The sequence below is a fragment of the Bradyrhizobium sp. genome, assembly GCF_030646015.1.
Lineage (GTDB): Bacteria > Pseudomonadota > Alphaproteobacteria > Rhizobiales > Xanthobacteraceae > Bradyrhizobium.
In genome coordinates this window covers 36,402-49,196 of record NZ_JAUSLT010000097.1, presented here as the reverse complement: position 1 = coordinate 49,196, position 12,795 = coordinate 36,402, and the positions used below count along the sequence as shown (strand labels likewise).

General features: G+C 64.5%; 13 protein-coding genes and 1 pseudogene. 12 read left to right on the top strand and 2 right to left on the bottom strand.

Annotation, left to right across the window (positions count from 1 at the left end; all coding sequences use genetic code 11):
- The 3 genes and pseudogenes from Q7T45_RS15695 to Q7T45_RS15685 form a co-directional block, all read left to right on the top strand.
- Positions 1-285 (top strand): annotated as a pseudogene (locus Q7T45_RS15695) (flagellar biosynthesis protein FliO); the annotation flags it as partial.
- Positions 282-1,037: a flagellar type III secretion system pore protein FliP gene (gene fliP / locus Q7T45_RS15690; protein ID WP_304871855.1), complete on the top strand. Its 756-nt coding sequence runs from the start codon at positions 282-284 to the stop codon at positions 1,035-1,037. The pseudogene Q7T45_RS15695 and the gene fliP, both read left to right, overlap by 4 nt.
- Positions 1,038-1,080: 43 nt before the next feature.
- A complete protein-coding gene (locus tag Q7T45_RS15685) occupies positions 1,081-1,212 on the top strand; it encodes a hypothetical protein (RefSeq protein WP_304871854.1) in 132 nt (43 codons plus the stop codon).
- Positions 1,213-1,362: 150 nt separating this feature from the next.
- Here the strand turns inward: Q7T45_RS15685 and Q7T45_RS15680 are convergent, their stop codons facing one another.
- On the bottom strand, positions 1,363-1,617 hold the full coding sequence (locus tag Q7T45_RS15680; RefSeq protein ID WP_304871853.1) for a hypothetical protein: 255 nt from the start codon (positions 1,615-1,617) through the stop codon (positions 1,363-1,365).
- 10 nt (positions 1,618-1,627) lie between these two features.
- Here Q7T45_RS15680 and Q7T45_RS15675 point away from each other — a divergent pair, with 10 nt between their 5' ends.
- The 7 genes from Q7T45_RS15675 to Q7T45_RS15645 all read left to right on the top strand — a co-directional run bounded on the left by Q7T45_RS15675 (position 1,628) and on the right by Q7T45_RS15645 (position 9,120).
- Positions 1,628-4,891 (top strand): CHAT domain-containing tetratricopeptide repeat protein, encoded by a 3,264-nt coding sequence (locus Q7T45_RS15675; protein WP_304871852.1) that lies wholly within the window; start codon positions 1,628-1,630, stop codon positions 4,889-4,891.
- Between the two features lies 1 nt (position 4,892).
- Positions 4,893-5,354: a hypothetical protein gene (locus Q7T45_RS15670; RefSeq protein WP_304871851.1), complete on the top strand. Its 462-nt coding sequence runs from the start codon at positions 4,893-4,895 to the stop codon at positions 5,352-5,354.
- A gap of 70 nt (positions 5,355-5,424) precedes the next feature.
- The gene (locus Q7T45_RS15665) at positions 5,425-5,880 is read left to right on the top strand and encodes a hypothetical protein (protein ID WP_370691286.1); all 456 of its coding nucleotides are present in this window, start codon (positions 5,425-5,427) and stop codon (positions 5,878-5,880) included.
- Positions 5,881-5,884: 4 nt separating this feature from the next.
- A complete protein-coding gene (locus Q7T45_RS15660; RefSeq protein WP_304871850.1) occupies positions 5,885-6,115 on the top strand; it encodes a hypothetical protein in 231 nt (76 codons plus the stop codon).
- Positions 6,116-6,322: 207 nt separating this feature from the next.
- Positions 6,323-6,961, top strand: coding sequence for a hypothetical protein (locus tag Q7T45_RS15655; RefSeq protein WP_304871849.1), 639 nt, complete (start codon positions 6,323-6,325; stop codon positions 6,959-6,961).
- Positions 6,962-7,070: 109 nt separating this feature from the next.
- A complete protein-coding gene (locus Q7T45_RS15650) occupies positions 7,071-7,961 on the top strand; it encodes a hypothetical protein (RefSeq protein WP_304871848.1) in 891 nt (296 codons plus the stop codon).
- 7 nt (positions 7,962-7,968) lie between these two features.
- The gene (locus tag Q7T45_RS15645; protein ID WP_304871847.1) at positions 7,969-9,120 is read left to right on the top strand and encodes an aminotransferase class V-fold PLP-dependent enzyme; all 1,152 of its coding nucleotides are present in this window, start codon (positions 7,969-7,971) and stop codon (positions 9,118-9,120) included.
- 12 nt (positions 9,121-9,132) lie between these two features.
- On the opposite strand, the gene Q7T45_RS15640 is transcribed toward Q7T45_RS15645, so the two are convergent.
- A complete protein-coding gene (locus tag Q7T45_RS15640; RefSeq protein WP_304871846.1) occupies positions 9,133-10,863 on the bottom strand; it encodes an adenylate/guanylate cyclase domain-containing protein in 1,731 nt (576 codons plus the stop codon).
- A gap of 184 nt (positions 10,864-11,047) precedes the next feature.
- On the opposite strand from Q7T45_RS15640, the gene Q7T45_RS15635 reads away from it, so the two are divergent.
- Together Q7T45_RS15635 and cax are read left to right on the top strand one after the other, a co-directional pair.
- Positions 11,048-11,365 (top strand): hypothetical protein, encoded by a 318-nt coding sequence (locus Q7T45_RS15635; RefSeq protein WP_304871845.1) that lies wholly within the window; start codon positions 11,048-11,050, stop codon positions 11,363-11,365.
- Between the two features lie 208 nt (positions 11,366-11,573).
- On the top strand, positions 11,574-12,788 hold the full coding sequence (gene cax / locus Q7T45_RS15630; protein ID WP_304871844.1) for a calcium/proton exchanger: 1,215 nt from the start codon (positions 11,574-11,576) through the stop codon (positions 12,786-12,788).
- Positions 12,789-12,795 lie beyond the last annotated feature (7 nt).

The window sequence follows — 12,795 nt, the reverse complement described above, 5'->3', positions numbered from 1 at the left end:
CCGGAACGTGCCGCCGCACCGCCGCCGCCGCCAGCCCCGCCGCCGGCTCCTCCGGCGCAGTCCAGCGCCGACCAGAATCTCGCCGAGATGGCGCAGCGGCTGGAAGCCGCCCTGCGCCGGCCGGCCGCAGAGACCGTGGCGCCCCCGGTGGCGCCCGAGCCGCCGCAAGGCCGCACCGCACCGCGCAGCGAGCCGATGCCGCCGCCGGCGCCGGTAAAGAGCGGCTTCGAGAATCTCGAAGACGAGATGGCGTCCTTGCTGGGCCGTCCAAAGAACCCTTCGTGAGGCCGGCGGCCTCCCCGCGTAGAGTTGTTTTACTTCTTGCCACACTGATCGCCGCCGGAGCGCTCACAGCTCCGGCGTTCGCGCAGGACATCAGCATCAATCTCGGTGGCGGTGGCGGCGGCGTCACCGAGCGCGCGATCCAGATGATCGCGCTATTGACGATCCTGTCCGTCGCGCCGTCGATCCTGATCATGATGACGTCGTTCACCCGGATCGTGGTGGTGTTGTCATTGCTGCGTACGGCTTTGGGCACCGCGACCGCGCCGCCGAATTCGGTTATCATTGCGCTGGCGATGTTCCTGACCGCGTTCGTGATGGGCCCGGTGCTGCAGAAATCCTATGACGACGGCATCAAGCCCCTGATCGCCAACCAGATCGGCATCGAGGACGCGCTGCAGAGGGCGTCGGTGCCGCTGCGCGGTTTCATGCAGAAGAACGTCCGCGAAAAAGACCTGAAACTGTTCATCGACCTGTCGAAGGAGCCGCCGCCGGCGACGCCCGAGGACCTGTCGCTGCGGATCCTGGTGCCGGCCTTCATGATCTCCGAGCTGAAGCGCGCCTTCGAGATCGGCTTCCTGTTGTTCCTGCCGTTCCTGATCATCGACCTCGTGGTCGCCTCGGTGCTGATGTCGATGGGCATGATGATGCTGCCGCCGGTGGTGGTGTCGCTGCCGTTCAAGCTGATCTTCTTCGTGCTGGTCGACGGCTGGTCGCTGGTGGCGGGCAGCCTGGTGCAAAGCTACGGCGGGTAGACCGAAACGCCAGGGCCTGGACTCAAAACGCCAGAACAACCCCATGCAAAGTGGCGTCACCAGCGCTTTCGGCCGCGTCGTTCCGGCTGTCGCCTCGGCCCACAACCGGCTCGGCGGCAATACACCCAATGTGCTGGTCGGGGTGGCGGATTTGGTGCAAAGTTACGGCGGATAGACTGACGATTGCATCGGCGACGTTAATTGTCGTCCGTTTCCTGAAGTGACGGACAACCGAATGCCCTTTTTTTCTTGCGGGGAGGCATAAAAGGTCATTGTATTCACACTTGTACGGCAACCCCCGGGGGGGCCGTCCAGAAGTAACCGATCATTTCCACGTTGTTTTGAAAAACGCTTGCATCCCGTTTTTTTTCGATGCGGATCGGCTTCTGGCGAGGAATTTTATCGAGGACCTTTTCATGTCGGATTTCATCATCGCCGCAAATGTTGGACGATCCCGCCTCGGCCGGCGGTTGAGGACCTGCTTCAGCGCCCTGGCGGCCACCTGCTGCATCGCAATGATCCCGGACCGTGCGATCGCGCTGTCGATGGAGCAGGCGAAGGCTGGTTGCGTCGAGACCATCGGAAGATCAATGGTTCAGTCATGCATGGCGGGGCAGGGCAAGGGCCCTGACGCCGAGCAAAAACGGGCAGCCTGCCGCGCCAAGGCGACCCCGAGCGTGCGGGCCTGCGTGATGGCGGCGCTGAACAAGGCCAATGGCCGCGCCAATGTTGCGATCGCCGTCGACGACGGCAAGACGAAGAAGGAGGCGGTCGATCTCGGCAACGCGCTGCCCGCCGGGTTCGTCGCACCGCCGCGAACGATTGCCGACATTACCACCGTTCTCGACAACGAGAAGCCCGATCCGGCGACACTCGCCAAACTCAGAGAAGAGGCAGAGGACGAGCCGGAAAAAGGACTCTCGGTGTCCGATCTGGCGGAATTCTACTTTGACCGCGGCAATGCAAAGTCGGTCCTTGGCCGCTATGCGGACGCCATCGCCGACGGGGAGAAGGGTCTCAGCATCGCCGGAAATGGCGGTGATCCGCTGCTGAAGCAGCGTCTTCGCGGGTTTGTTGCGTTGCAGAAGCAGTCCGTGGGCGATTTGAAGACAGCTGTCGAGATGTTTCAGCAAATGATCCGCGAGACGCAGAACGTACGGGGCATGGGGGGGCATATCTTCAGCGCCAGCCGGAACATCATGCAGGCGCTGATCCTGAGCGGCGACATCGTGCAGGCCGAGGGTTATCTGCGGCGGATGCAGGCATACCTGACGGATGTGCGAACCAGCGGCATTCCGCAGAAGCGGGAGGCCTACAATGTCAGGGGCCGAGGTTGGGAAGCTGATTTCGAGAATGGGCGGGCGACGATCTTCGAAGCCCGCGGACTATATCGCGAGGCGGAAGCTTCATACAGGAAGGCTGCGGATTACAGGAAAGCCTGGATCCCCGATCTCAAGAAAATCGATTATGGCCCGAAGGAAACCCAGGTTAGCCAGATTGCGGATAGCGATCTTCTGAATGCCGCGCGCATGAAAGCGAAGCAGGGGCGGCTCGCCGAAGCGGAGGTCGACGCGCGTAGCGCACTGCTGGCGCGGCTGAAAGCCCAGGGCAAATACAATCCGCTGACAACGCGTTATGTGATGGGTCTTGCCGGAGTTCTGGTCGAACAGGGCCGCTATGCAGATGCGGAAATGCTGATCCGCTCGGCGCTCGACATTCAGCGCACCGTCGGCATTGGAGACGGCACCCAGTTCAGCGCGCAGATTCTGTCGCAGCTGGGGGCAGTTCTGAACTTCCAGCGCAAGTCCACCGAAGCCGCCACGGTCTATGCCGAACTGGACAAAGCGATCGCCAAGTGGGAACCGGGGCGCAAGCAGGTGCTCGAACTGAACGGCTCCCGCATTTCCGCATTGTATGCTTCGGGCCAGGTCGAAACCGGCATCGCGGCGGCGCAGGAATTGCTGAAACGCGACGTCGGCCGGGTCGGCGAGAAGCATTTCGACACCGCCGCGGCGCGCGGCACGCTGGCGGTCGGCTATGCCATCGCGGGGAGAGATGCGGACGCCATCCGCGAGTTCAAGGCGGCGATCCCGATCCTGATGGCGGCCTCGCGCGAGAACGCCGACGACGATGACGACACGGTCAGCGCCGCGCGCAGCCAGCGGCTGCAGAACATCGTCGAAGCCTACATTGCGATGCTGGCGAAGAATAACGACAACGCCACCGGCGAGGTCTCGCTGGAAACCTTTGCGCTGGCGGATTCGATTCGCGGCCAGTCGGTGCAAAGGGCGCTGTCGGCGTCGAGCGCGCGCAGCGTGGCGAAGGATCCCGCGCTTGCCGAATTGGTCCGCAAGGAGCAGGATTTCGGCAAGCAGATCAATGCGCAGCTCGGCGCGCTCAACAACGCGCTGTCGTCGAATGCGCGCGACGAAAAGGTCGTGAAGGCCACCAACGCCTCGATCGACAAGCTGCGTTCCGATCGCGACAAGGTGCGCCTGGAGATCAACCGGAAGTTCCCGAGTTACGCCGAATTGATCGACCCCAAACCTCCCACCGTCGAGCAGATCAAGGCGACGCTGACGCCGGGCGAGGCGATGCTGTCGTTCTATTTCGGGCGGCGGGGCAGCTTCGTCTGGGCGGTGCCGAAGGACGGACCAGTGACGTTCGCGGCGGTGAAGGTCCCCGCTGGCGAGATCGAGAGCAAGGTGCGCAAGCTGCGCGAGGCGCTGGAGCCGAATGCGGCGATGATCTCCGACATTCCGGCGTTCGACGTCGCGCTCGGCTACGAGCTCTATTCGCTGTTGCTGAAGCCGGTGGAAGCCGGCTGGAAATCGGCGAAGAGCCTGATCGTCGTGACCAACGGCGCGCTCGGGCTACTGCCGTTGCCGCTGTTGCCGACGATGCCGGCCGAGATCAAGGCCGGTGATGAACCGCTGTTCGCGAGCTATCGCAATGTGCCCTGGCTCGCGCGCACCCATGCGGTGACGATGGTGCCGTCGTCGGCGGCGTTGCGAACCCTGCGGCAACTGCCGCCGGGCAAGCCCGAGCGCAGTGAGTTGATAGCATTCGGCGATCCCTATTTCAGCAAGGAGCAGGCCGCCGAGGCCGATTTGGCTGCCCCGGTGCAGGTAGCGGATGCCTCCGGCATCATGACCCGCGGCGTTCCGCTGAAGCGTCGGAACAGTCCGAAACTGGACGGCGTCGATAGCGCCGAACTAGCGCTGCTGCCGCGGCTGCCGGATACGGCGGAGGAACTGAAATCGATCGCGCTGGCGCTGCAGGCGGATCCCGCGAAGGTGCTCCATCTCGGCAAGGACGCCAACGAGAAGGCGGTGAAGGCGATGGATCTGTCGGGATTCAAGGTGTTGGCTTTCGCGACCCATGGTCTGGTGCCGGGCGAGTTAAACGGACTGACGCAACCGGCCCTCGCATTGTCGGCGCCCGCACTTTCCGGCAGCGACGGCGACGGGTTGCTGACGATGTCGGAGATCCTGTCGATGAGGCTCGATGCCGACTGGGTGGTGCTGTCGGCCTGCAACACCGGCGCCGGTGCCGGCGCCGGTGCGGAAGCGGCGTCGGGTCTCGGCCGCGCCTTCTTCTACGCCGGCACGCGCGCCCTGCTGGTGACGAACTGGTCGGTGCATTCGCAGTCGGCGCGCGAACTGGTGACCGACCTGTTCAAGCGCCAGGCCGACGACAAGAGCTTGACCCGCGGCGAGGCGCTGCGGCAGGCGATGATGGCGATGGTCGACGGCGCCGGTTACACCGACGCCGCGGGCAAGACCGAGTTCGCCTATGCGCATCCGCTGTTCTGGGCGCCCTACACCATCATCGGCGACGGCGGGAAACGTTGAGATGGCAAGCACCTTGCGCAGACGCACGGGCCGCATTTTAGGTCTTGCGTGTGGGTTGCTGATTTCCGGCGCGACCATGATCCCGCCGCAGGCGGCCGCGCATTCCGGCGCGAGCGCCGTGAAGGAATGCCGGATGACGGTCGGCAAACCGATCGTGCAGGCCTGCGTGCGATCGCGCGTGCAGCATCAGGGCGGCAAGCCGCGAAACTATGTTCGATCCTGCCGAACCGATGCGATTCCTGCCGTTCGGGCCTGCGTCCAGCGGACGGTTCCGCACCTTGTGGAGAATTGCCGCAGCACGGTAGGCCGCCCCATGGTTCAGGCGTGCGTTCGAAACCGCGTTCAAAGCGACGGCGGCCCACCGGACCGCTTCGTCGAGCAGTGCCGGTTGTCGATCTCCTGGGCGGTGCGGGCATGCGTATGGCGCTCGGCCGCGGTGACAGCCGCGGCGGGAGGCCGATAGATGGTCCGGACACATTTTTTCCTTTGGCCTGCGTGCTGAAGTAAAGTTACTTTTGGAATGGAGGATTGTGATGCGCTTACTCTCACTCGCCGGGCTGGCGATCTGCATGTCCGCTGGTTTGACCGTCGCCGAGCCGGTGCACGCCGCCAATCTGGTGTTGATAACCTCGGACGAGGCGAAACTGCCGCCACCGAAGGGGGCGATTGCCATGTCGGCGCGCGGCGTCACCCGCGGTCCGAAGGTTGAACTGGTGCCGCAGGCCGGCGCGATCCGCTCGCCGGTCCGACTCCAGCTCAAGTTCCAGACCTATGGCGGATCCAAAGTCGATCTCGATACGGTACAGGCCACCTATCTGCGCACCCCCAATGTCGACCTGACCCCGCGGATCAAGCCGTTCGTCAATACGACGGGAATTGACGTACCCGCTGCCGAACTACCGCCCGGCGATCACATGGTCCGCGTCGACATCAAGGATTCGGAAGGCCGCACGGCCACGGCGAACTTCGTTCTGAAGGTCGAACAGTGAAAGCATGACCACTTCAACGGTGCGCTGTCCGTTCTGTTTCTCGGAGAAGGAGGCGGCCGCGCCGGTCTGTCCGACCTGCAATCGCGAAACCGAAATTCCGGCATCGCTGCGGAAGGAGCTCGAGGATCTCATCCGGATACGCGACCAGTTGCGTGACGAACTGGCCGAGAAGGAAGCGCGGCTATCCATGGGCCGCGGGCGGCCAACGGGAGGCCCCGATGCAGCCGGCGCCTGAGATGGCCGGGCGAGTGCGGCGAGAGACCCCTCTGTCGCCGATCGGCTGCAACGCGCCGCGCCCTGGACGCGACCTCTGATGGAGTGCCCGTTCTGCGCTGAAACCATCAAGGACGAGGCTGTCGTCTGCAAGGACTGCGGGCGCGATCTGCGCCTCGTCAGACCCGTCATTCTCGAAATTCATGACCTCGTCAGCGAACTCGACGGCATGCAGCACCGGCTCGACAGCGTCAACACGCAGCTCGCGCTGCGCGATGCGCCGGCCCGCTTCATTGCGCGCTATGCCGCGTATTATGTGATACCGGCGGCGCTGTTGTTGCTTGTCGCGCACTATTTGATCACGGTTCAGTTCAATCTCTCTCCGCTCTATCTGCGGCTCGCATCGTTCGCCATCCCGTTGCCGTTTGGCATGGCCGCCTACATCGTGAGCAGGGTCGGGGTTCGGAGCGCGTTCGGCCTCGGCGCCCTGGTTGCCTTTTTGAGCGTCAGCGGGATGCTCACGGTGATCGGGATCATCGACAACGTGCCGATCATTCCCCCGACGTTTCTGGAGTGGCGGGAATCGTTCGAGTACGGGCTCAGCATTGCGCTCGCATTTCTCACCGGCAACATCCTCGCCTTGCTAGTGTTTGTCGTGCTGCCCACCACGATTGAATCGGGCGGAAAGCCGAGCGCGGGCGCTTTCCGTATCGCGCGGACGCTCGGCCAACATGTCGGCGAAGAGGGACTGCGCCGCCGCGCGCGTCGCATCCAGGATCTGATGCGAACGGTCGGCCCGCTGGCAGGTGTCGTCGCGACCGCGGCGGGTTCGGCCTATACCGGCCTCAAAGGCATTATCGGGGGCTGATCATGCGGGCGCTTACCGGGAACACCGCTCAAGCCTGGATCGCCCGAATGACTGGATTAGGGCGGCGACTTGCCTATGATGTGTCGAAACGCCTTGGGAACCCGGGTCCATGCAACAAAAATTCGACCGCGCCGCCGAGGATCTCGGCAACTCGATCCATCTCGAACACGTCAATGTGCAGGTGCCCGACCAGCGGCTGGCCACCTTGTTCTATGTCGCCGGGCTCGGGCTGACCCGCGATCCCTATCTGATGGTGTCCGACACCAACATGTGGATCAATGTCGGCCGCAGCCAGTTTCACCTGCCGAGCGGCGCGCCGCAGGTGCTACGTGGCCATACCGGCCTCGTGATTTCCGGTCGCGAGGCCCTGCTCGCCCGGCTCGCCGCCGTCGCCCCCAAGCTGGCCGGCACCGCCTTCGCCTTCAGCGAGCACAACGACTATGTCGAGGCGACATGCCCGTGGGGCAATCGCGTGCGCTGCCATGAGCCGGACGCCGCGCGGTTCGGGCGCATCACGCTCGGTATCCCCTATGTCGAGTTCGATGTGCCGGTCGGGACCGCGAAAGGCATTGCCGCCTTCTATCCTGAGATCATGGGAATACCCGCCGAACTGAAGAACGGCGACGGCTCGGTGGCGCGCGCCAAGATGGGCAAGGACCAATACCTCCAGTTCCGCGAGACCGACCGCGCGCTGCCGGACTACGACGGCCACCATGTGCAGATGTACATCACGAATTTTTCCGGCCCCTACCGCCGGCTGCTGGATCGCGGCCTGGTCTCGCAGGAAGACAACCCGTACCAGTACCGCTTTCGCGACATCGTCGATCTCGCCGACGGCCGGCCCCTGTTCACGGTGGAGCACGAGGTGCGCAGCGCCACCCACCCGATGTACCTGCGGCCGCTGGTCAACCGCAATCCGGCCTCGACCAACCAGACCTATGCGCACGGCCACGACCAGTGGGAGTTTGCGATGGGACCGGACCAGTACGACGGGCGATGAAACAACAATGCTCCCGTCGCAACGCGAACTTTTTGAGATACCGCGCGATATCTGCTACCTGAATTCGGCTTCCTACAGTCCTTTGCCGCTGAAAACCCTGGAAGCCGGCCGCGAAGCGGTCGGCCGCAAGGGCAAACCCTGGACGCTCGACGCCGGTTTCGCCGGCCGCCAGCACGACCGCGCGCGCATCGCCGCCGCCCGGCTCATCAACGCCGATCCCGCCGACGTCGCGCTGATCCCCTCGATCAGTTACGGCGTGGCGACGGCGGCAAAGCTGTTGACGATTCCGCGCGGCGGGCGCGTGCTCGTGCTGGAAAACGATCACTCCTCGCCGGTGCTGGAATGGCAGACGCGCGCGGACGCGCAGGGTTTTGCCGTCGAGACCATCCGCCAGCCCGACGATGGCGACTGGACTTCGGCGGTGCTTGCTTGCATCGAACGGCCGGGCGCGGCGCCGGTTGCGCTCGCCTCGATCTCATCGGTGCACTGGTCCGACGGCGGCCTGATCGACCTCGACAAGGTGGCGACCGCGCTGCGCCGGCAAGGCGCCCTCTTCCTGATCGACGCGACGCAGAGCGCCGGCGTGCTGCCGCTCGACGTCAGGCAACTCGATCCTGATTTCGTGATCTTTCCCACCTACAAATGGCTGCTCGGCCCCTATGGCCGCGCCTTTCTCTACGTCGCAAAGCGTCATCAGGACGGCACGCCGCTGGAGCAGACCCCGGCGGGCCGCCGCGATGTGCGCGCCGAGAACGCGGTTTATTTCTCCGACACCAGCTATGTCGGCGATGCCAGCCGATTTGACATGGGCGAGCGCGATCATTTCATCTCGCTCGAAATGGCATCGATCGGCATGGAGATGATCGCCGAATGGGGCGCCGCGCGCATCGCGCAACGTCTCGCCATGCTGACGGAGCGGATCGCGGAAGGCGTGCGCGATCTCGGCGTCGGCGTCCCGCAGCGTCACTTGCGGGCGCCGCATATTTTGAGCCTCGGCTTCAAGGATGGAACGGCAAAAGCGCTGGTCGAGGGGCTTGCCACCGAGGGCATCTACGTGGCGCCGCGGCTCGGCCGCATGCGCGTCTCGCCCCACGTCTTCAACGACGAGGCCGATGCCGACCGATTTGTTGCGGCGCTGGGCCGAAGGCTGCGGGATTAGCCACCGCCAACGCTACTTCCGTTCCAGATGCCACGCGCCGTCCCAGCCCTCGCCGGGCGGCGCCGCGGCCATCTTCTCGATACGTTTGATGAACGTCATCGACGGCCCGTCGCCGGGCATCGCCACTAGCGCCGCTTCAAACGACCGCCGCGCCTCGTCCCAGCGCTGCGCCCGGTAGGCGGCAAGCCCTTCGGAATAGCTGGCGCGCAATTCCAGCTGCGCTGCCGTCAACTCTCCCTTCGCGCCCATGATCTCGAACACCGCCTGCGGCCGGGTCTGGCCGAGCGTCACGATCCGGTCGATCTCGCGCGCTTCGATCGCGTCGGAGGTAGCAGCGATCGTCGCCTCGGATACCAGGATGCGGCCGCCATATTCCTTGTTGGCGCTCTCCAGCCGCGACGCCAGGTTCACGGTATCGCCCATCACGGTGTAGCTCATCATCAGCTCGGAACCGATGCTGCCGACCAGCACCTCGCCGGTCGCAATGCCTATGCGGATGTCGAACGCGTTGGGCAGCGCGCGGACCCCGAGCAGTTCAGGCAATTCGGCCCGCAGCTGCGGCACGAGCTGCAGCATTTCCAGCGCCGCCAGGCTCGCCAGCCGCGCCTGATCGTCGGCGGCGGCGAAGGGCGGTCCCCAATAGGCCATGATGGCGTCGCCGATATATTTGTCGATCACGCCCTGATGGGCGCGGATCGGCGCCGACATCGTCGAGAAATAGCGGTTCATGACCTTCACCAGCCCTTGCGGGGTCATGGCTTCGCTGGTGCCGGAAAATCCCCTGACGTCGCAGAACAGCACGGTCATGACGCGCCGCTCGCCCTCGGCCGCCAGCGCCGGCCCCGCGATCAACCCTTCGACGACGCGCGGATCGACATATTTGCCAAAGGTCTCGCGCAGCCGCTCCTTGAGCCGCAACTGCTCGACCATCTGGTTGAACGCGGTGGTCAGGTGGCCGATTTCGTCGCGCGAGGTGGCGACGATCGTTCCCTGCAGATTGCCGGCCTCGACGGCTCTTGCGCCCTCCAGCAGCCGCCGCACCGGACGGGTGACGCCGGTGCTCACGAGCGCGGCGAACACCAGACCGAGGATGGCGGCCAGCACCGTCAACAGGATGGAGATCAGCATCACCTGCTGCTGCTTGCCAATCGTCGAATTGGCGTCCCGGCGCAGCAGCGCCAGCATGTCCGACCGAATGCCGTCGAGCTTCCTGTTGAGCTCGTCGCGGAGTTCATCGACGCGCTCCATTTCCCCGGCGAGAGCCTTCCTGTCGCCGCCGTCAAGCGCCACCAGCAGGCGCTTGATCTCGGCGTCGAGACGGCGCCTTGTGTCGTCGTTGATGGCATCGATACGGCTCTCGAACTGGCTGAGCGTCGATACCTCGCCGGGCGCAGGACCCTTCGCGATCAGCCCCTGGATCAAGGCGCGCGCGGCCAGGATTTCCAGTTCGACCTGCCCGCCAAGCGAGTCATAGCTGTTGCGCAGCGCGGTCTGCTGACTGCCGTCGTTCGGCGACTGCAATCTGTCGATGATGATCCGGCGTATCGTGATGCCCTGCTCGAGCGAGCGGATATTGGCCCGCGCCAGATCGCCATAAGCGGGCACGTAGCTGTAAGTGAATTCCTCGATCCGGGTCCCGACCTGCATCACCAGCACCACGGTCCAGATCGCGGTTATCACCATCAACGCGATCAGCGTCACCGCGATCCCCATGATCTTGTTTCGAATCGAAAATTTGATCACGGCGGACGGCCTCTTCTGATGCGCGGGTGACCAAGCATATATCCGAGATGCGGAAGCGGCGATATGCGCGGGTTGGGCGCGGCAGAATCGGACCCACGCTTCGTCATTGCGACGTTGACATAGATCATTCTTGGTCATCGTGGAGGACGTCAGCATGGAGGCTCAACCGAGCCGGAAGGACCGCATGACATTAGCCGTCATCAGAGGGGGTACCGCGCTCGCCGCCCTCGCGCGCGAGAACCGGGGACGGACCCGCAATGGCATCGCAAGTTTGGCGGCGGCTTGCGCCTTGCTCACGCTGGCCGCCATGCCGGCCCCGGCGGCGAGCCGTGTCAGCGCGGAGGAGCTTGCCGCCTGCAAGGCCCTTTCCGACCACGCCGCCGAGCTTATTCGTGCCGGCCAAACCGTCATGAGCACCCGCGCGCAGCTTCGGCGTTGCGTCAGGATACAGCACGCCGAGCGGCGGCGCGCGGGCCAACCAGCAGAGATCGGCAAGAAATGACAGCGACGCCCCGGGGGCCGTGGACAGCCTCCTCACGACAGGACGAACCGTCGAATCCCGCCTCGGACAAGCACAAAGCCGTTGCCGCCGCGGCAACCTTCGCGATAATTTTTAGCTTCGGTAACGCAGTCTTCGCACCTGTCGCTCGATGGCCGTGGCGTCGGTCAAGCCGACGGAATGCGAATGATCCGCTGCTAAGGGGGGCGTCATGAGTCCTTTACTGCGAGAGATCCGTCGCACCCCCCTGCTCTGGTTACTGGCGTTTGTGCCGGTGCTGTTCGTGGCTCACAAGCTCCGGCCGGAGGCGCACACGCTGCACTTCGTGCTGTCCGTCCTGGCTGTCGTCCCGCTGGCCGCGTTGCTCAGTCACGCCACCGAATCCGTGGCGGCCAGGACCGGCGACACGGTCGGAGGCCTACTCAACGCCACACTTGGAAACCTGACCGAACTAGTCATCGCGCTCACCGCGCTGCACGCCGGGCAACATACCCTGGTGAAGGCATCCATCGCCGGGGCGATCGTCACCAACACCCTGTTCATGTTGGGCGCTTCGTTCTTCCTCGGCGGCCTCCGGCACCACGCGCAGGAATACAACCGGGCCAGCGCCCGCCTGCAGGCGGGCCTGCTGTTTCTGGCCGTTATCGCGATCCTGATCCCGTCGGCGGTCTCACAAGCCGATTCCGTGGCGGGGTCGGAATTCATGGGAACCTTGAGCATCTGCCTGTCCGTCCTGCTCATCGTCGTCTATGGCCTCGGCCTGCTGTTCTCGCTCAAGACCCATCGCGAATTCTTCGGTAGCGCGGAACATTCGGAAGCGGGCGAAGCGCCATGGCCGCTAGGTCTGGCCCTGGCCACGCTGGCCGGGGTTACCGTGCTGGTCGCGCTGGTGAGCGAGGTGTTCGTCGAATCGGTGCAGGAGGCGGCGGTGACATTCGGGATGACAGCCGCGTTCGTCGGTTTCATCGTGGTGGCGCTGGTCGGCGGAGCCGCGGAGATGGTTTCGGCGTTTTCCGCCGCGCGGAAGAATCGACTGGACCTGAGCGTGGGCATCGCGCTGGGAAGCGCATCCCAGATCGCACTTTTCGTCGCTCCCGTGCTGGTACTGCTGAGTTATGTCATCGGCCCGGCGCCGATGAACCTGCAGTTCTGGCCAGGCGCGGTGGTGATGATGCTGATCGCTGCCATGACCGCCTCGCTTGTGACCAACAGTGGGCGCTCGGCATGGTTTGTCGGCGTGGTCGTTCTGACGGTGTACCTGATTTTCGCCATGACGCTTTACCTGTTGCCGCCCAGGCAACAGGGTGACGGACCCGGGCCTCGAACTACAACTGAACCCCCTGCTCACCGCGCATCGCAAATGAGCAAGTTCGCGACGCTTGACGCCGCCGCGCCGGGGTTCGGAAGGCCAGGATATTCCGCATAGCCGGAGC